Below are 18,404 nucleotides of genomic sequence, written 5' to 3'. Positions count from 1 at the left end.
CGCTTTTTCCGTCACAGGGAAAGGAAGGAGCAGATACAAAAACACCGCCATGCAGCGGTGTTTTTTTCATCTTTAATCCGGGATGGATTAGCCCAGCAGGTTCATAACCATGCCGGACATGCTGTTGGACTGCTTCAGCATGGACATACCGGTTTGTGCCAGCATCTGGTTACGGGTCATGCTTGACGCTTCGGTGGCGTAGTCCGCATCCTGGATGTTGCTCAGCGCCAGATCGGTGTTGTCTTTCATGTTCGCCAGGTTCGCCGCGGTGTGGCTCAGGCGGTTAATGCTTGCACCCATTTTGGAACGTACTGAACCCACGTCATCCAGAGAACCTTCCAGCGCGGTCATCAACGCTTTTGCATCGCTGGCGGAAGTCAGGTTCAGCTTGCCGCCGCTACCGGTAGCCAGCGCCTGAATTTTGCTGAACTGGCCGCTGGCGTTAGTCAGCGCGCCTGTGCCGCCGCTCAGCTCTTTAGACAGGTCAACCTTCATGGTTTCATCAGTAGAAGAACCGATCTGGAAGTTCAGCGCTTTCGCGAATTTGCCGGAGGCGCCGAACAGTTTGTCACCCGCGTAAGAGGTGTTGTTCATGATGTTGCCCAGCTCAGAGTTCAGGTCGTTCAGCTCGGAGTTGATGGCATCGCGGTCTTTCTGGGTGTTGGTGTCGTTCGCTGCCTGCGTGGCGAGGTCTTTCATGCGGTACATGATGTTGCTCACTTCATCGAACGCGCCTTCAGAGGTTTGCAGCAGGGCGGTCGCATCAGAGATGTTACGTTTTGCCACGTTCATGCCGTTGCTCTGGCCCTGCAGGCGGGTTGCGATCTGCAGACCTGCCGCATCGTCAGCAGCAGAGTTAATGCGTTTACCGGTACCCAGACGTTCCATTGCGGTGGACAGCATGTTGTTGGATTTGTTCATCGCATTGATGGATGACATGGAGGAAGCGCTGGTGAAGATAGAGAATGACATAATGATTCCTTTTTTTGTCCTGGTGATTCAGATGTTGTACTGAGTAAAGACGACACGGCACTCCCGAAGATTAAATCGAAAATATCTGAGCGTTCATTATTTGAACAAAAAGGAATTTATCAGCTTGATTTAAAAGCGTTTAAAATTCTTATGTCGTGATTTAACTACCGACACAGGCCATTTCATATTTTATTAATAATACTTAATATAAAAAGTACCGTTCTCATTTAACTTATGCGAGACGATAAAATATAAAACCATTAAAATAGCGACCAAAAAACAAATAAATTAAACGCAGTTTATTATTTTTTTAAGCCCCATACTGAAACCATGATCGTTATCAAACAGATCACGCCATCAACACAACATATTCACTTTATGATCATCGAAATAACATAAGTTTTATTTAATTATTATTATTAACGTTCAGGCAATAGCGTTCATTTACTCCCTCTCATATTGTTAAAAATGGTGTTGCGCATCACATTTTTATCGCGTAAAAAGAGGGCAGGAAAAGATTATTCCTTCCCTTAGGGGCGTAAAGCAGGTGAAACCCTTTCCAGTGCCGCATAAAATTGAACGACAACGGAAAACCTCAGCGCCCACGAATACTCTCCCGCAGGCAGGCGGCATTCATTAAGAATTCTAAATGGAGTTAACAACTCAATCGGATAATCTCTGATACCTTCAGGTGCCCAACAGATTATCGCCATGCTGCTGAGGTGGAAGAATCCATACTATATAAATGAATAAACGTTATTGCTCCGTAAACAACTGGCTGGTTGACGTCACCTCAGGATCGATTCTCCATTTAACCACCGGGGAACGAAAGCGCCTGGGGGAATATCAGCTCAAGCTGCTGGATATTTTGGTTCAGGAACCCGGTAAAATATTTACCCGCGAAGAGTTAACCACTCTGGTCTGGGAACGCCGGGTCATCGGCAATAATAGTTTGCCAAATGCCATTCACGCATTGCGTACCGCATTAGAAGATGATGGTAAAAACCAGCGCATCATCAAAACGATCCCGCGCAAAGGCTATCTGATCGAAGCCGAGTATTGCTGCTTTGTCGAAAAAGACGATGCCACCGTTAAGGAAGACGAGACGGAGGCTGAAACAGCACCTGCCGAAGCGCCGCTCAATGCTGCCTCTCTGGTTGAACCGGAGCAGCCTGACGCAGGCGAGGAACCCGCGCCTGCGGTTAGCGCCGAGCCGGTGGCGGTGGCGGCACCTGAAAAACGCCGTCACAGCATTTTCAGCTTTCTGCTGGTGATGTTCGTCACCGCCATCGTTACGGCTGGGGCCTGCTGGCATCTGCTTGGCGGATACAGCGAGCACCTGGTTTCCCGGGAGATCCAGGCCGGCGTTTACAGCAACATTCATATTTATGCCGTCGAGACGGCAGGCGATCCGCCCTATATTTCCGTGAATCTGTACGGCAAGTTAAAGGATTCGCTGTATGCCATCAACCAGCAGATCCAGATGCAGTCCGCCACGATGCAGATCTTCTTTCATAGCACCAATGCGACGCTGAACTACAGCTTCACGCTGGCCAATAAATGCGACAGCAAGCAGCTGGCGATGGCCATTTATCACTGGCGTACCGATACGGTGCAGCTGAATAACCTGATCCTGCGAGAAACCCGAAGGAAGCTTCATGAACTGGCTACATGCAAAACGCCGTAATCAGGCGATCGCCATCGCCGTTCTGGCGGCACTCGTCGCTCTGGCATTTAACTATTTCACCACGACGTCGACGCTGCAGTACGGCAACGTGAAGGATGACTTCCAGATGGGGTTCTACGATCTGATGTCGCAGCAAAAAGAGATCTACGACGTGAGCCTGAAAACCACGCGCGGCGTGCTGATGACGAACATCACCAGCCCGGATGATAACCGCTTTGTGCTCAAGGGGAAGTTTACGCCGACGCAGAAAAAAAACGGCCGGATCTACTTTACCCTCACCCCTATTTATTACAGCACCGAGCAGAAAGGGCTGATGATAGACGGCCTTGTGGACCAGCTGATGTACTCCAACTACTGGATGGAGCCCATCTCTTTTAATCAACAGTCGCTGGTTGTCGGGCAAAACGGCGCGATTTTCCTCTACCCGGTCACCCGGTAAACCGGGCTTTTGGGCGCGTTATCCCAGCAGGTTTTTCACCGTCGCCAGCCGCACGTTGGCCTGAGCCCCCAGCGCCTGTGACATCTTGCTAAAACTGCTGGCGCTGCCGGCCAGCCCCGCCCCCAGGTTACGCGAGGCTTCCAGCGCCTGCCGGGAACTGAATACCGTCGCCATATCGTTGATGCGGGCACTGACGCGATCCTGCTGCTGGCGCAATTTTCCGCGCTGGCCGGTGATGTGGTTAAGGGTCTCCTGCAGCTTTATTTGCCCCTCTCGCTCCCGGCGCGTGGACAGCGTCATCACCTCGTCGCTGCTGGCGTTTTCCGCCTGAGGCGCCAGCACGGTAAAGGCGTCCGCCGGGTAGAGATTGCCTTCACCGCGTACGGTAAAGTGTTGCTTCACCCGCTCCCACTGGCTTTCATCAACGCTGAAAAGCAGCTGGCCGCTGCCCGTCTGGCTGGCATGGATCCCTAAGCGCCCCAGCCCGACGTTCAGCTTTATTAACGTCTGTCGCGGCGTCGCCTCTTCCGGCAGCGCGACGGCTGCCATTTCCCTCGGACCGCCTCCCAGGGAGAAAATCAGCGTTTCCCCGCCTGACGCATACAGGAGCTTCTCGCTGCCCGGCAGGGTGAAATTAACCGTGTTCTTCTGCTCCAGCGACACGTTAAGGTGGCGATCCACCGTGCCGCCGGAAAGCTGCGTACGGCGCGAAAGGTGTTTTTGCAGCGCCGCTGTCTGCGCGCCGGCATCCCCGCTGCGTCCGGACGCGTGGCGCAGCTGAAGCAGCTGCGTTTCCGTTTTTGCCAGATAGCTATCGGCCTGCTGAACAGCGGTAAGCTGCTGATTCAGCTGCACGTTATAGCGCATCGGACGGCGCGACAGCAGCGCGGACTCGGGGAACGAATGACGGGTTAACCCGGCGTCGGGCGCATTGACCCGCCCGACGGTCTGCGGAGCATCAATACTCCCGCGCCCGGTGGTGCCCGGAGTGGTCGCAATCGATGAGGATGTTTTTAAACCGACTTGCATATCATTTTACAACATACTGAAAAGATTGAGATTGCTGACCATGCTGTAGGCCTTATATGAGATCTGAATCGAGGTGTTATACAGCTGTAGTTTCGTGTATGACTCCGCCACAGGAGCCTCATTAAGGTCAGTCTCTAGCTGGCCGTTAGACAGGCTGACGTCGGTATGGGCATCGTTAATCAGCGTCAGGCGGTTCTGACGGCCCCCGAGATCGGTAAACAGCGCGCCCAGGCTATCGCTGGTCGACTGGGTCATGTCGATCATCGCGGATAAATCGTCCTTGTAATCTGCATAGCTGGCGTTTGGATCCTGCATCTTTTCGCTCAACGCTTTGAGCTTGTTCAGCATATCCAGATCGTTACCCGCGCTGGAAAAGGCGTGCGAAATATTGGTGTTTTCGGTAATGCTCACGCCGTTGGCCACCGTAGTTTCACGGGTCTTCTCATTGCCGCCAAACACATACTGGCCGTTGTCGTCCAGCGTCACGGTTTTGCTGTCGGTCATGGTCCCGGAGAACAGGTAGCTGCCGTTCTCGTTTTTACTGTTCATCGTCGCCACCAGCGAGTCCAGCATGGAGCCCAGCTCCGCGCCGTAGCCCGCCAGATCTTTCTGGCTCAGGGAACTGTTGTTCGCCAGCTTCAGCTTGTCGCTGACGGACAGCACCTGGTTGCTGAGGGCGGTAATATGGGATTCCTGCACCGACAGCGCACCGCTCAGGCGGGTGATATTGCTCTGGTACTGCTTAATGGCCGACTGCTCGCGGTTAAGCTGCACCAGGCGGCTGGCGGTTACCGGGTCGTCAGACGGCACGTTAACGCGCTTTTGCGTCGACAGCTGTTCCATCAGCTTACCCATCTGGGTGCTATTAATACCCATCTGCGACGCCATGGCGTTATAGAGATAAAGGCTGCTTACTCGCATATATCAGATTCCGTGGTTGCGCTTAAAACATGCTTAACAGATCGCTAAACACCTGGTTGCCGGTGGAAATCACCTTCATGCTCGCCTGATACGCCTGCATGTAGGTCGACAGGTTCATCGCCTCCTGATCCTGATTCACGCCACTTATGTTATCGCGCTGCGTTTGTGCATCATCCCTTACCGCGACGGCCGCCTCCATCTCCGTTTTGCTCTGTTTGCTGGCAATACCGATGGTCGAGATAATGGCCGCAGCCCCTTCGTTCAGGCTCATATTGCCCAGGCCCGGGATATCGGTTTTCTGATTTTTCAGTTCAAGCAGGGCGTTGAGGTTGTCGCCATTGCCCGGCTCTTTCGGATCGCCTGAGAGCGCCAGCTCGTCGGGAGACAAATCGTTTACCTGAAGGATGCCCGCCGGGTTGGTCGCATCGAAGGTGAACAGCGGTTTCCCCTGCTGGCCATTGAGATCGTATCCCTGCGCCAGCTGGTTGTTGAAAAGATCCGCCACCGCCTGCGCCATACCCTGTACGGCGTCACTCATCTGCCCCAGCGTACCGGTTTCATAGTCGTAGAGCGCACCCAGCTGACCGCCAGTTGACGGGTTCAGGGAAAACTCGCTGGTCGAAAATTTCAGCGTCAGCGTGGTATTGCCGTTGCTGTCCTTACCGGTGCTCAGCGTGCCCGCCGTCTTACCGCTCACCAGCGGCTGACCGTTACTTAACGAGACGGTATAGCCGCTGCTGTCGTCAGTCACTTTGATGTCCGCCATCGAGCTCAGCGTCTTCACCAGCTCGTCACGCTGATCGCGCAGTACGCTGCTGTTACCGCCCGTGGAATCCAGCGCAACAATCTTCTTGTTGTACTCGGCAATGTTGCTACTCAGAGTGTTGATCTGATCAACCATCGCCCCGCGCTGCGTGTTGATGGACTCTTTCTGGCTGGAGATAAAATTGTTCATGCTGTTGAAGCGGGTTGACAGCGTCTTCGCCTGGTTCAACAGCTGCTGGCGCAGCGCCGGAGATTCTGGCTCCTGCGTCAGGGCGCTTAGTGCACTCACAAAATCGTCAAGACCATTGCCGAGGCTCGTCGAGTCGGTACCGATCACCTTCTCCAGAGAACTGATGTACTCATTACCCATGCTGAAGTAGCTGGCTTTGGTGTTGGTCTGCCAGACCTGATTCACCAGGTACTGGCTGGAGATACGGCGGATGCTGTTCACCTGTACGCCGTTGCCCGGCGAGAGCCCGGCTTCGCCCATCGGGCCGATGGCGCTCTGAACAATTCCCTGACGGGTATAGCCCGGCGTCAGCAAATTATTCGTATTCATCGACGTGACGAGCATCCCCATGTTAGCCGCCTGCAGTCCGCTGTAGGCGATATCAAACATACTCATGGCTTACTCCTGTCCTTCGTTTCTGCGGAACGACACCGTATGACGTTCCTGCGATTGTCCATGTAAAGCGGCCGCTTTCACCTCATTCTTAAGCGGGGCCTTCGCCTGCGGAGAAAGCTGGTTAACGATCATCTGCGCAATGCCGGTGCTGCGCTGGGACGCCAGTTCAGAGGCCATTTTGTCATCATAGAAATCACGCATCATGCGCTGCTGCTTGCTGTTGAACGGGTTGTCTTCCCCCAGCACGTCGGAGGCTTTACGCATCTGCGACAGCATGGCGCGCAGCATCAGCGCCTCGAACTGCTCGGCGGCCTGCTCGAGGGTTTGCGGCTTCGCCTGCCCGGTGATATCACCCGGCAGAATGGCGGTTTGTCGGTTGATCGCATTCAGCATTACATCACCACCAGCTCAGCATCCAGGGCGCCCGCCTCGTGCAGCGCCTGCAGAATCGCCATCGTGTCATCCGGGGCGGCGCCCAGGCTGTTAAGGGTATTCACGATGCTGCGCAGGCTGGTGCCGGCGGAGATCGTGACCATCTGTCCACGACCGCGATTGACGCTAACGTCGCTCTGCGGCGTGACCACCGTCTGCCCCTGGCCAAACGCGTTTGGCTGGCTGACGTTAGCGGATTCACGAATAGTCACCGTCAGGTTGCCGTGTGATACCGCCGCCGCGCGGACGATCACGCCATCGCCGATCACCACCGTACCGGTACGGGCGTTAAACACCACCCGCGGCGGCTGTTTCCCAGCGTTAATCTGCACATCTTCCAGCGATGACATAAACGCCACCCGCTCGCCTGCGCCCATCGGCGCGCGCACGGAAACGTTGGTGGCGCTCTGGGCGGTTGCGGTTCCCGCGCCAAACGCGTTGTTCAGCGCCACCGCCACGGCGTTGGCGGTTTTAAAGCTCGGCCGCTTGAGGTTCAGCATGACCATCGGCTCCTGCTGAAAATCGCTCGGAATTTCACGTTCCACCGAGCCACCGTTCGGCACGAGACCCACCGTCGGCGTGTTGATGGTGACGCTGGAGCCGCTATTGCCCTGTGCCTTCACGCCGCCAACCACCACGTTGCCCTGCGCCAGGGCGTAAACTTCGCCGTCGGCGCCCCGCAGCTGGGTCATTAGCAGCGTCCCGCCGCGCAGGCTTTTGGCATCGCCGATGGACGAGACGGTAACGTCAATACTTTGCCCGAGCGAGTAGCCCGGCGGCAGCGTCGCGCTAATGGCAACGGCCGCCACGTTCTTCACCTTCGGGTCAATTTTGGTCGGCAGCTGGACGCCAAACTGGCGCAGCATATTGGTGACCGACTGGCTGGTGAACTTCACCTGGTTTTTATCCCCGGTGCCGTCCAGCCCCACCACCAGGCTGTAGCCGATCAGCTGGTTACCACGTACGCCCTGAATGTCCACCACGTCGCGCAGCGGCTGCGCGGCGACACCGATGCTGTACAGGCTCAGGAGCAATAAAATTCGTTTAAACACGCGCAACTCCGTCAGATAGGGAACAGGGGATGGTTAAAGAAGCGCACCAGCCAGCCGGCCGCATTCGCATCGCTGAGGGCGCCGCGCCCGGCGTAGGAGATACGCGCGTTGGCGATACGCTGTGATGAGACGGAGTTATCGCGCTCAATATCGTCGGCCCGCACCAGCCCGGTTACCCGCATATACTCGTCGCCCTGGTTGAGGGTGAGCCATTTTTCACCGCGAATGGCCAGCACGCCGTTAGGCAATACTTTGTACACCGCCACCGTGATCGCCCCGCGCAGGCTGTTTTGCTGCTGCGACGTAGCGTTGCCGTTGAAGTTGCGGCTGCCGTCAACCGACCCTGACAGCTTATCGACCGAGTGGCCAAAGGCCTCCGGGATGCCGAGAGACACGTCGTTCTTCTTGCCGAAGTTGGTGCGCGCCTGCTTGCTCGCCTGGGTGGATTCGTCCAGCTTAACGGTCAGGATGTCGCCAACGCGATAGGCGCGGCGGTCCTGAATAAGCGACCAGTTATAGCCGCTGTTATAGACGCCACCGCCGCGGACGTGCGTCTCCGGCATGGCGAAATCTTCCGGCGGCGCGTACGCCGCATCGTCTTTGTGCACCAGCAGTGCCGGGCTTTCGCAGCCCGACAGCACCAGCGCCAGTAAACCGATCGCTACCTGCTTTTTCATCTCTTTCACTTTACGGCTCTGCCGTTACATCGACTGCGTAACAAACTTCAGCATGTCGTCTGCGGCAGAAACCATCTTGGCGTTCATTTCATAGGCGCGCTGGACGGTGATCATGTCGACCATCTCCTCAACGACCTGCACGTTAGAGCCTTCCAGCGATCCCTGCTCCAGCTGGCCAAAGGCCTCTTCACCGGGGACGCCTTCCACCGCCTGCCCGCTGGCGGCCGTTTCACGGTAGAGGTTGCCGCCCATGGCTTCGAGACCGGCCGGATTCACAAAATTCACCAGCGTCAACTGGCCCAGCTCAACCGGATCGGTTTCGCCTGCCACCGTGGCGGTAATAGTGCCGTCTTTGCCGATCTGGAGATCCTTCACGTTATCCGGCAGTTCGATTTGCGGGACCAGCGGCAGGCCCTGCGCGTTGGTCAGCACGCCGTCAGGCGATTTTTGCAGGTTACCGGCGCGGGTATAGGCGATATCGCCATTGGCCGTCTCCACCTGGAAAAAGCCCTGCCCGGTAATCGCCACGTCCAGGTTCTGCCCGGTGTTCTGGATGCTGCCGACGGTGAACTCTTTCTGGGTTCCCACGATCTTGACGCCGGTCCCGAACTGAATGCCGGTTGGGGAGGTATTGTTCTGATCAAGCTGGCCGCCCGGCGTGCGCTGATTCTGGTAAAACAGATCGGCGAACATGGCGCGATCGCGTTTAAAACCAGTGGTATTGACGTTCGCCAGGTTGTTGGAGATCGCGGTCATTTTGGCGTCCTGCGCCGCTAGCCCAGTTTTACTGATCCATAAAGCGGGATTCATCTGTATTCCTCAAAAGTGTTGTCAGGTGCCGCGAATCAGGCGGTTACCGGCGTTAGCGAGATCTTCCGCCGCTTTCATCATCTTGATCTGCGCTTCAAACTGACGGTTGAGCGCGATGCTGGAGACCATCTCGCTGATGGCCGACACGTTAGCGGATTCAAGATGCCCGGCGGCCACCGTTACCTCTTCATCGCGCGGGTTAAACGCCGCGTTGGTGACCAGAAAACCGGCCTCGTTTTTGCTGAGCTCGCTGGCCGGAATGTTCACCAGCTTCACGCGGTCAATATCCATCGGCGCGGCGATATCCCCATCCTCCGGCATGATGGTAATCACCCCGTCCTCAGCGATAGAGACGGAGGAGTAAGGCGGCAGCACGATCGGCCCGTTATCGCCTTCCAGCGGCAGACCGTTCACCGACAGCTCGCCGTCGGCGTTAATGTCAATTTGCCCGTTGCGGGTATAGACCTCGCGGGTGCCGCTGCGCAGCGCAATGAGGCCGTCACCCTTCACGGCAATATCCAGATCGCGGCCGGTTTCACGCATCGCTCCCGGCGTCATATCCACGCCGCCCTGCGTGGGCTGCACCAGATAACGCGAGGCATATCCCTCGCCGTTAATCTGCTGCGTGAGCGCGTTGTCGAGATCGCTGCGAAACCCCTGGGTGTTCACGTTCGCCAGGTTATTCGCGTGGATTTCCTGCTGGGTCAGGCTGCGCGACGCGCCGCTGACGGCGGTGAAAAGTAGACGATCCATCGATTACACCGCCTGGAAGAGCGAATTCATCATGTTGTCGTTGGTGCTGATCACCTTGGTATTCGCCTGGTAGTTACGCTGGGCCGTCATCAGCCCGACCAGTTCGGAGGTCAGATCCACGTTTGACGACTCCAGCGCCCCGGAAACGACAGAACCCAGCAGGCCGGTGCCCGGCGTGCCGGTCAGCGGCGCGCCGGAGCTGGCGGTTTGTGCCCAGGTGGTGCCGTCCTGCGCGGCTAGGCCGTTCGGGTTAGCGAAGTTCGCCAGCACCAGCTGCCCCTGCAGCAGGCGTTCGCCGTTGGAGAAGGTCGCATACACGCAGCCGTCCTGATCGATAGCCTGGCCGGTGCGCTCGCCGGAGGCATAACCGTCGCCTTTGTTTTTGCTGACGGAGAAGTCGGAACCGTACTGGCTGGTGCCGCTGTAGGTCATGTCGATAGTGATGGCGTTCGCGCCCGCAATATCTGCGGTCAGCCCTACCGCCCCGCTTGGGTCGGTCAGAACGCCCTGGCTGTTGAAGGTCAGCTTCTGCACCTGCTCCGCGCCGCCGCTGGTCACCGGCGCGTCGTCCATGTAGTAGTGAACTTCCCAGGCGTTTTCGCCCGTTTTGACGAAGTACTGATTCAGAGTGTGCTCGCGGCCCAGCGAGTCATAGACCTGAGTGGTGTAGGAGTTGTTGTAGGAGGTGTTGTCCTTCGGGTTGAACGGCGTGGTTTCCGGGATTTCCGCACGCGCGTCCATATTAGCCGTGAAATCAATACTCCCGGTGGCCTTCGCCGGAATAGAGCCGCTGCTGATGGTCAGGTTACCGATGGTACCCACCTGGAGCTTTCCGCTGGCATCCACGGGATAGCCCTGAAGATACATTCCGTTATTATTTACCAGGTGGCCGCTGCTGTCGGTCCCGAAGTAGCCCGCGCGGGTATAGGCGGTGGTGCCCGCGCTGTCGCGAACCATAAAGAAGCCATTGCCGTTGATCGCCAGATCCAGCGCGGTGCCGGTGGAAGTAATGCTTCCCCCTTTGGTAATGCTCTGGGTCACGGCGGAGACGCCAACCCCCAGCGGCTGGCTTTCGGCGTACAGCGCGGAGAATTCCGCACGACCCGACTTAAACCCCACGGTGCCGGAGTTCGCGATGTTGTTGGAGATGGCATTCAGCTGCTCGGTAATGGCATTCAGACCGGTAGTTGCAATACTAAAGCTCATAATCGTTCCTGTTTAATTAATATCCTGATTCACTTCAGGCTTTGTTCTTAGAGGCAGTGCCAAACTGGCTAATGTTGTTGTAGGCGACCTCGCCAAGACCGTCGATATTCAGCACGGTCGGGCTGCCGTCGAGCGGGATACGCACGTTGTTGACTACGCCGCCCATTTCGATCGGTACCTTCTCTTCACCGGTGTCGGTCACCACGCTCAGGGTGTATTTGCCTTCGCTCAGCCCCAGCTCTTCAGGATTGAAGGTGAAATCCACCTGGCCCGCTTCCTGCTTGCCCAGCTCGATTTTATGTTCAACGCCAGCGGCGTCTTTCACGACCACGGTGACCACGCCAGCGGCATGTTCCAGCGTCAGGCGCCCGTCCAGCGTGCTTTCACCATCGCTGTTCACCGAGTCGGTCTGCACCATGACGTGCTGCCCAACCAGATTGCCGGTGGTGAGGGTTTGCAGGTTGTCCATCAGCACGGAGTTGTTCGCCATCAGCTGCGACATCGTCTCCATTGACTGCACCTGGGTCAGTTGCGCCAGCTGGCTGACGTACTCGGTGCCGTCGGTGGGGTTGAGCGGGTCCTGATTCTGGATCTGCGCGACCAGCAGCTGCATAAACATGGTGTTCATGCCGGAGGCGGTGCTGTTGCTGGCAATGCCGTCCGTCGTGCTGCCGGAACGGCTGCTGGCGTACGCGCTGTCTACGTTCATGTCCATGCTTATGCTTCTCCAAGTCGCAGCAGGCTTTGCTGCATGCTTTTCACGCTGTTAAGAACATCGACGTTGGTTTCAAAACCGCGCGATGCCGACATCATGTCCGCCATCTCTTCCACCACGTTGACGTCCGGGTAGTAGACATAGCCGTCGGGGTTGGCCATCGGGTTGTGCGGTTCGTAACGCTGCACCGCATTACCGGTTTCCACGACATCCATTACCTGCACGCGGGCACCGGTTAACGCCTGGTGATTCATTAACTCGTCATTTTTATAAACCGCCGCAAACACCGGGCGACGCGCCTTATAGGTGCCGTCTTCGGTAGCAGAGGCGGTTTCTGCGTTGGCGAGATTACTGGCGATGGTGTTAAGACGAACGGTTTGCGCCGTCATCGCCGATCCCGATACGCGATAAATATCCGAAAAAGCCATATTCCGTGGTTACCTGCGTTGGATTACTTGCCGTCAATGGCCTTCTTGAGGCCAGTGAACTTCATGTTTAAAAAAGCCAGGCTCATCTGATAGTCCTGAGTGTTCTTCGCAAACTCGGCCTGCTCGACGTTCAGCGAAACGGTGTTGCCGTCCGACGCCGGTTGATAAGGCACCCGATACATCTCATGCGGGGTCGACTGAAAGGAAAAACTCGACCGTGAGCGTTGCATCTCGGAGGCAAAATCAATATCTTTAGCCTGGAAGTTGGGGGTATCAACGTTCGCCAGATTGGCTGAAAGCAACTCTGCTCGGGAAAGTCGAAGTGCTACAGCCTGTGGATGAACGCCCAATGCTTTGTCAAAAGTAATACTCACAATTCACACCCTCGTGATGCTAAAACCTGCATGCTCTGCGATTTAATAGCAATTTCCATGCCAAGGTTTTAATTACATGATTTATAATGATATTCCTCTTTTTTTTAGCCTCAGGGTGAAACGGTATTTCCGCTTCCTCGTGGCGCTTTCCCTGCTGTCGTTTTCTGGCCTTGCCGCAGCCGAGGGGGGTCAACCCGTCAGCGCACGCAAGCAGATATTTGCCACCGTCCAGCAGCACGCGACGGACATCATTCGCCAGGAAGCCAAACGCCGTCGGTGGCCTGACTACCAGGCGAAGATGAATCTGTTTATCCCTTCGGAAGCCACGCAGTACGCCGCATGCCCGGCAAAACTAGCCGTCTCTCTGCCTGCCGGCGACCGTCTTGACATCAACCGCCTGCGCTTTGACGTACGCTGTGAGGGCCCCGGCGGCTGGGATATTCCCGTTACCGTGAAGCCGGATATTTATCTGCCGGTGCTCGTGGCTAAAAGCCCGCTCGAACGCGGCCAGGTGGTCAACGCCGACAGCATCACGATCAAAAAGCTCAACGTCAGCAGCCTGCGCGGGGAGTATGTGACCGAGCCGAACGACATCATCGGCATGACCGCCAAACGCCGCATCCGTGACCGACAGCCGATTACGCTTTCACAGCTGGAATCACCGCTGCTGGTTGAACGCGGCCAGCGCGTGCTGATGATCGCCGCGCAAAACGGCGTGGAGGCCCGAACGATGGGTGAAGCCATGAAGAAGGGGCGCAAAGGCGAAATCATTAAGGTAAAAAATGAGGCTAGCGGACGCGTGGTGAGCGCCATTGTGTCGGACAGTGGCGTAGTGACGATGGTGTATGCCAGCGGCAGGTAAAAATCTTGCCGCCACGTTTAAGTTAACCGCCTGCCTGGCCGCTCTTTACAGACAACGGCACAGGAAGCAGGACTTCCGCAGGGCAAGGTTCATACACAACCTGACCCACACTATGAGCATGAGGGCGAAGCGATGAAAGTAGCAGCAACACAGTACAACCTGGCCACCGCGATCAATAACGCCAGCAGTGCAGAACAGACGCGCACCGTGGCGCAGGAAGGGTCCCGCGTGACGCGCAGCGCCGCTATCGATCCGGTACTGGGTGACGCACAAAAACAGCTAAACGCGCTGCCTGACGTGGACATGGCGCGTGTCGCCGAAATGAAAGACGCCATCAGCAGCGGCAAAATCAGCATCAATATTGATTCGCTGGCCGATGCAATGCAGAAGTATTTCCAGAGGTAATTATGACTTACGCCGCCCAGCGCGTTAAAACCCTGATTCAGGATATGGCTGAAGATCGTAAGCACTACCATGCCCTGACCGCCCTGCTTGAAACACAGCGCCGCCATATTGTCGCCCACGACGCTGCGGCGCTGGAAACGCTCAACGCGCAGGTGATGGCGCTGTACCAGCAGCTCTCAAAAAATAGCCGGCAGCGCCACACGCTGCTGAACGAACTGGGCATCAGCCCGAATGCCGAAGGCATGAAGCTGCTGATCGCCCGTCTGCCGGCCGCCCACCGGTCAACCGTGTCGGCCCTCTGGTATGGACTCCAGCAGCAGGCCACCGCCTGCCAGCGCGCCAACGACTACAACGGTGCGCTGATGAGTATGCAACAGGAGATCCTGGGGAATTTGCTGAACAGCAGCGCGCCGGAGAATTGGTTGTATCAGGATGTACTATCGCCGACCGCCCCCGCTAAATAACATGATAAAAATGCCTATTATTAGCAAAGATATTTGCATTGGTTTCTTCATGGAAACGTCGTTTCACTTTGAAGTTTACCGTAATATTATTGCCGCATTGCTGAAGCAAAACATCCGCTGTGAACTTGTCATTAATGACGTAATCGAGCCGGAATTTGTTAGCGAAATGCTGACATCGCTGGAGAAGATAAAGATTGCCGGACTCGACTGTACTCTATTGTCGGCAGCCTTAAATCACTCAAAAACCTACAGCTGTATGGTCACTCCCTACTATCTGCAATATCTGGAGGGTATCGCGAATGTTCATGTACGAACGCTGTATGGGTTAGCGAAAAACCAGTGGAACCATGCACCCTGGAATGAAAAATACAGTGCTATATTATGTTATAGCCACTATACAAAAAAATCACTGTCGCTGGACGATAAAACGTATATTGTTGGTAATCCGAGGTTTGATGACTGGCACAATAATAATTACGCCAACACGTTACCGGAAAATATCAGCATTCAGCCTGAGAAGAAGACTATTCTCTATGCACCGACTTACGGTGAGCTAAGCTCAATTATCCCCTGGGCCGAAAAGCTAAGCCGGTTAAGCCATGAATATAATATAATTACAAAATTACATCATGGTACGTTGTGTAAAAAATCTGAAGCAATCGCCCTTAAAACCGTCAGACGACACATCAAGAACATTGTCACCGACAACAATGTGACCTTTTCCCTGCTCGAAAAAGCCGATTACGTTATCACCGATAATAGCGGTTTTATCTTTGATGCTATCAATGCTGATAAAAAGATAATTCTGCTGGACTGGCCAGGCATGGAGACGCTGCTCGCGGAGGGAAAATCATTCAGCTCCGTTGATAGCCCCGAACAGCAGGTACGAGCGTTTATGCCCGTCGCTCGCGATATGGTCGATCTTCGTCGCTACCTTGCCGATGACTACCCCTGGCAGGAGCACGCCGGCCAACTTCAGCATATTAAAACAGAGTACTGTGACGCCTTTAATGACGGGATGGCGGGTCAGAGAGCCGCGCAGGTGATTATCGATTCGATATATAGCTAGCGCGGTACGCCCCCTTTTATTACAAGCCGACGTCGAGCCAATATTGATCGATGTCGGTTACCTTCAACAGGCGGCTCTGGTGTCCTGGATGATTTCAATGACCGACGTTGTCGACACGGAAGGCGTTCGTGCCAGATACACAACCTTAACGATGTCGGAAAGATAATCAAATCTCCCCTCCCAGTCGTCGCCCATGACCAGCACGCCGGCAGAATGTTCCTTAATATATTCAGCCTTTAGCTCCAGTGACTCCTCCAGGAAAACATCGTCAACATATCTGATGCCCTGAATAATAGATAACCTGTCACCTTCACTATAAATTGGAAAGCGGCCTTTCTTTTTAACATTTAACGCATCTGAAGAAACGCCAACGATCAGACGATCGCCCAGCGCCTTTGCTCGCCTGAGAATATTCAGATGGCCAACGTGAAAAACGTCAAAAGTGCCAAACGTGATTATATTTTTCATCCATCATATTCCTCAACGCTATAATAAGAGTTATTTGCCATGACTGAATCCACCTCACTGTTAAGAAGATTAATTAGGCCAGAACACGCGTCTGCATTATCTCCCGGAAACAGTAAATCCGCCATTTTCTTTCTCAGAGCCTGTTTATCATCACGATACAGTGCGTTATTGAGAACGTCTTCTACGTTTTCATCCGTAAACAACCAGGCGAAATCAACTTCAGGAATCAGCGTAAAATCAGGCTCAAACGAGCGATGCGTCTGACCGTTAAAGTCTAAGCGCATCACCGGTTTTCCTGTCAGAAGAAAGTCAAACATGATTGATGAATAATCTGTAACAAGCACATCGAAGTGACGCATCACCGGGTAAAGATCGAGACCTGGATTAATGTAGAAGCAGTTCTGACTAAGCGCCTTACATTCCTGATCGTTTATATAGAGCGGATGGCTCTTAATAAAAAGCGATGCATTATTTACCTTACAGGCTTTTGCTAATTGCGTGATGAATGCCATGCTATTGGTGATCAGGGTGTTCTCACTACGCTGCCATGTGGGTGCGAAAAACACTTTCTTACGCTGCGGATTCAATAATTCGCTAAGAATACTGCCCGGAATATCAGCGCCTATATACTCATTTTCCGTTGCAGGACGAACCAATACCTCATTACGTGGATACCCCGCTCGAATGATTCGCTTACAGCCAAAGGCGCGGCGGAAAAAAGCGTCCAGGTGCGGGGATGTGCTCACGACACAATCGGCGCGGGTTGCAAAATCCAGGGGCCTTCTGAAATCATAGTCACCGACGTCCAGATGCTGCACTAATTCTAAAAGAAGGTGTTTGACCGATACGCCGTGCCATAGCTGAATTTGTCTGGCCCCCTGAAGGCAGGAAAATAGCTCTTCGCTGCCATTCAGGCTTTGCGAAGGGTTAACCGAAAACACGGCAACCGCGGCAGAGAGGAATAACCGAATCGTTTCCGATAGCGTATCCTGCGAAATCAACTGGCAAGGCAACCCTTTTTTCTGCAGCTCTGCAATTAATGTTTCCTGACAGCTACACCATATACAACGAAAGTTTCCCTTCTGTTCCAGAGCCTTTAAATAAAGATATTTAGTATTATCACTAAACTCTTCACGCCCAAAAAAAAGCACTATTCTTTCTTTAGGCACTTTTTCCGAGAGTCGATGTAAGCGAGAAGGCAATTCCATATTCATTTATTCAGGCTCTGCAAAATTATTCATTTTTTCGGATTACGTTATGGAAGTTCGTTACGATTTACGCCGCCAGCGCAGTGAGGTTACAACAGCGACAGCCCGCACAGCAGGCTGTAATCCGCCGTATTATCTTCGTCGGCAACAAAAGGATTCTCCTGCTGCCAGCCGCGAAGCGCGCTAATCAGCAGCGCCACGTCGTCCTGGGTTAACGCGCCCTGCTCGCTGCGCATGGCGCACAGCATTTTGATGTGGAAGAACTGCCGCGCCAGCCCCAGCAGCGCTTCGCCGCAGTTGGCGCAGTTCACGCCAGGGAAAACATCGTTATACAACGTATAAATCAACATATTGCGCAGGATATAGGGATGCTCATGCAACAGCGCGATACTCGCCCACTCGGCTTCCAGCGTCTGCAGACGCTCCGCGAGGCGCGCAGGCTGCATGATCGACAGCTCGCTCAGCTTGAGCGCCATCCCCATCTTCTCCACCATTGGCAGGTTCAGGTTGAGGCGCATCGTGCCCATCGCATTGAGCGCAGCCGTTCGGTTCACGGCAATCGGCGGCAGCATCGCAAACTGCTGCGTTAATACGCCCTGTTCCGCAAGCGTAGCCAGCTGCTCTCCCATGCTCACCAGCTGCGCCGGGTCACTGTCGCCGTTATCCAGATACTGCTGGGCTTTACTGAGCAGCACGCCAATGCCGTACAGGCTCGCTTCCAGCGTCAGCGCCGGGTGTATGGCGAGGTTAACGCACTGCTGATTGAGCGCCGCGCTCCAGGGAGAGAGCATCTCTTCACTCTGCGATTCCCGCTGAGCGGTATGCAAAACAAACGCGTCCGGACTGAACAGCATCTCGCTGGCCGCCGTTGCACAGCCGATATCCAGACTCTCGCGCTGCTGGTTTTTCAGCTTCACGCTGATATGCGGCCAGCCCTCGCCGCCGCGCTGGCAGGCCGGACATTCGCATGCGGCTTCCCGCGCGTCAAAACGCGACACAAATTCAGGTAGGTAGTGTTCAATCAGTTCCATGTTCGTTCTCTT

The 18,404-nt window shown here is 54.9% G+C and carries 22 protein-coding genes; 6 read left to right on the top strand and 16 right to left on the bottom strand.

Features of this window, described 5'->3' with window-relative positions:
- Nucleotides 1-87: 87 nt before the first annotated feature.
- The gene (locus ACWHWP_RS00740; protein ID WP_059310357.1) at nt 88-972 is read right to left on the bottom strand and encodes a flagellin N-terminal helical domain-containing protein; all 885 of its coding nucleotides are present in this window, start codon (nt 970-972) and stop codon (nt 88-90) included.
- 745 nt (nt 973-1,717) lie between these two features.
- Here ACWHWP_RS00740 and ACWHWP_RS00735 point away from each other — a divergent pair.
- Together ACWHWP_RS00735 and ACWHWP_RS00730 are read left to right on the top strand one after the other, a co-directional pair.
- Entirely contained in the window at nt 1,718-2,659 is a 942-nt protein-coding gene (locus ACWHWP_RS00735; protein WP_059310356.1) for a winged helix-turn-helix domain-containing protein, read from the top strand.
- A complete protein-coding gene (locus ACWHWP_RS00730) occupies nt 2,631-3,098 on the top strand; it encodes a hypothetical protein (protein ID WP_447854899.1) in 468 nt (155 codons plus the stop codon). Before ACWHWP_RS00735 ends, ACWHWP_RS00730 begins: the two co-directional genes overlap by 29 nt.
- Before the next feature lie 18 nt (nt 3,099-3,116).
- Here the strand turns inward: ACWHWP_RS00730 and ACWHWP_RS00725 are convergent, their stop codons facing one another.
- From ACWHWP_RS00725 to flgB, 12 genes are read right to left on the bottom strand one after another with little or no spacing between them, the layout of a single operon-like run.
- Nucleotides 3,117-4,127, bottom strand: a complete 1,011-nt coding sequence (locus ACWHWP_RS00725; RefSeq protein WP_447854898.1) for a hypothetical protein — start codon at nt 4,125-4,127, stop codon at nt 3,117-3,119.
- Nucleotides 4,128-4,133: 6 nt separating this feature from the next.
- Nucleotides 4,134-5,048 carry a flagellar hook-associated protein FlgL gene (gene flgL / locus ACWHWP_RS00720; protein ID WP_072250561.1) on the bottom strand — a complete coding sequence of 305 codons (915 nt, stop codon included), beginning with the start codon at nt 5,046-5,048 and terminating at the stop codon, nt 4,134-4,136.
- A 22-nt stretch (nt 5,049-5,070) separates the two neighbouring features.
- Complete coding sequence (gene flgK / locus ACWHWP_RS00715; RefSeq protein ID WP_059310353.1) at nt 5,071-6,438, bottom strand: flagellar hook-associated protein FlgK; 1,368 nt, start codon at nt 6,436-6,438, stop codon at nt 5,071-5,073.
- A 3-nt stretch (nt 6,439-6,441) separates the two neighbouring features.
- A complete protein-coding gene (locus ACWHWP_RS00710; protein ID WP_059310352.1) occupies nt 6,442-6,831 on the bottom strand; it encodes a rod-binding protein in 390 nt (129 codons plus the stop codon).
- Complete coding sequence (locus ACWHWP_RS00705; protein WP_063957930.1) at nt 6,831-7,922, bottom strand: flagellar basal body P-ring protein FlgI; 1,092 nt, start codon at nt 7,920-7,922, stop codon at nt 6,831-6,833. The genes ACWHWP_RS00710 and ACWHWP_RS00705 overlap by 1 nt, the downstream gene beginning before the upstream one ends.
- Nucleotides 7,923-7,933: 11 nt before the next feature.
- Complete coding sequence (gene flgH, locus ACWHWP_RS00700; protein WP_047348164.1) at nt 7,934-8,599, bottom strand: flagellar basal body L-ring protein FlgH; 666 nt, start codon at nt 8,597-8,599, stop codon at nt 7,934-7,936.
- 24 nt (nt 8,600-8,623) lie between these two features.
- On the bottom strand, nt 8,624-9,409 hold the full coding sequence (gene flgG / locus ACWHWP_RS00695) for a flagellar basal-body rod protein FlgG (protein WP_063430816.1): 786 nt from the start codon (nt 9,407-9,409) through the stop codon (nt 8,624-8,626).
- A gap of 21 nt (nt 9,410-9,430) precedes the next feature.
- Entirely contained in the window at nt 9,431-10,162 is a 732-nt protein-coding gene (locus ACWHWP_RS00690) for a flagellar basal body rod protein FlgF (protein ID WP_059310349.1), read from the bottom strand.
- Between the two features lie 3 nt (nt 10,163-10,165).
- Nucleotides 10,166-11,368: a flagellar hook protein FlgE gene (gene flgE, locus ACWHWP_RS00685; RefSeq protein WP_059310348.1), complete on the bottom strand. Its 1,203-nt coding sequence runs from the start codon at nt 11,366-11,368 to the stop codon at nt 10,166-10,168.
- A gap of 34 nt (nt 11,369-11,402) precedes the next feature.
- Nucleotides 11,403-12,083, bottom strand: coding sequence for a flagellar hook assembly protein FlgD (gene flgD, locus ACWHWP_RS00680; protein ID WP_314747952.1), 681 nt, complete (start codon nt 12,081-12,083; stop codon nt 11,403-11,405).
- Between the two features lie 2 nt (nt 12,084-12,085).
- Nucleotides 12,086-12,511: a flagellar basal body rod protein FlgC gene (gene flgC / locus ACWHWP_RS00675; RefSeq protein WP_059310347.1), complete on the bottom strand. Its 426-nt coding sequence runs from the start codon at nt 12,509-12,511 to the stop codon at nt 12,086-12,088.
- Nucleotides 12,512-12,534: 23 nt separating this feature from the next.
- Nucleotides 12,535-12,885 (bottom strand): flagellar basal body rod protein FlgB, encoded by a 351-nt coding sequence (gene flgB / locus ACWHWP_RS00670; RefSeq protein WP_059310346.1) that lies wholly within the window; start codon nt 12,883-12,885, stop codon nt 12,535-12,537.
- Nucleotides 12,886-12,961: 76 nt separating this feature from the next.
- Here flgB and flgA point away from each other — a divergent pair, with 76 nt between their 5' ends.
- The 4 genes from flgA to ACWHWP_RS00650 all read left to right on the top strand — a co-directional run bounded on the left by flgA (nt 12,962) and on the right by ACWHWP_RS00650 (nt 15,685).
- Entirely contained in the window at nt 12,962-13,747 is a 786-nt protein-coding gene (gene flgA / locus ACWHWP_RS00665) for a flagellar basal body P-ring formation chaperone FlgA (protein WP_063430818.1), read from the top strand.
- Between the two features lie 132 nt (nt 13,748-13,879).
- Nucleotides 13,880-14,152, top strand: coding sequence for a flagellar biosynthesis anti-sigma factor FlgM (gene flgM, locus ACWHWP_RS00660; protein ID WP_047347537.1), 273 nt, complete (start codon nt 13,880-13,882; stop codon nt 14,150-14,152).
- A 2-nt stretch (nt 14,153-14,154) separates the two neighbouring features.
- The gene (locus ACWHWP_RS00655) at nt 14,155-14,616 is read left to right on the top strand and encodes a flagellar protein FlgN (RefSeq protein ID WP_447854897.1); all 462 of its coding nucleotides are present in this window, start codon (nt 14,155-14,157) and stop codon (nt 14,614-14,616) included.
- Nucleotides 14,617-14,626: 10 nt separating this feature from the next.
- The gene (locus tag ACWHWP_RS00650; RefSeq protein WP_447854896.1) at nt 14,627-15,685 is read left to right on the top strand and encodes a CDP-glycerol glycerophosphotransferase family protein; all 1,059 of its coding nucleotides are present in this window, start codon (nt 14,627-14,629) and stop codon (nt 15,683-15,685) included.
- Between the two features lie 63 nt (nt 15,686-15,748).
- Here ACWHWP_RS00650 and ACWHWP_RS00645 read toward each other — a convergent pair whose 3' ends face one another.
- From ACWHWP_RS00645 to ACWHWP_RS00635, 3 genes are all read right to left on the bottom strand, one after another.
- A complete protein-coding gene (locus ACWHWP_RS00645; RefSeq protein ID WP_059310342.1) occupies nt 15,749-16,153 on the bottom strand; it encodes an adenylyltransferase/cytidyltransferase family protein in 405 nt (134 codons plus the stop codon).
- Nucleotides 16,150-17,367: a CDP-glycerol glycerophosphotransferase family protein gene (locus tag ACWHWP_RS00640; protein ID WP_063957933.1), complete on the bottom strand. Its 1,218-nt coding sequence runs from the start codon at nt 17,365-17,367 to the stop codon at nt 16,150-16,152. The genes ACWHWP_RS00645 and ACWHWP_RS00640 overlap by 4 nt, the downstream gene beginning before the upstream one ends.
- 83 nt (nt 17,368-17,450) lie before the next feature.
- Complete coding sequence (locus ACWHWP_RS00635) at nt 17,451-18,392, bottom strand: hypothetical protein (RefSeq protein ID WP_063957934.1); 942 nt, start codon at nt 18,390-18,392, stop codon at nt 17,451-17,453.
- Between the last annotated feature and the right edge of the window lie 12 nt (nt 18,393-18,404).

The organism is Enterobacter sp. WI-ESBL-E8 (assembly GCF_053364895.1).
Note: the sequence above shows the minus strand (reverse complement) of the source record. Positions and strands in the feature narration are given on the sequence as shown.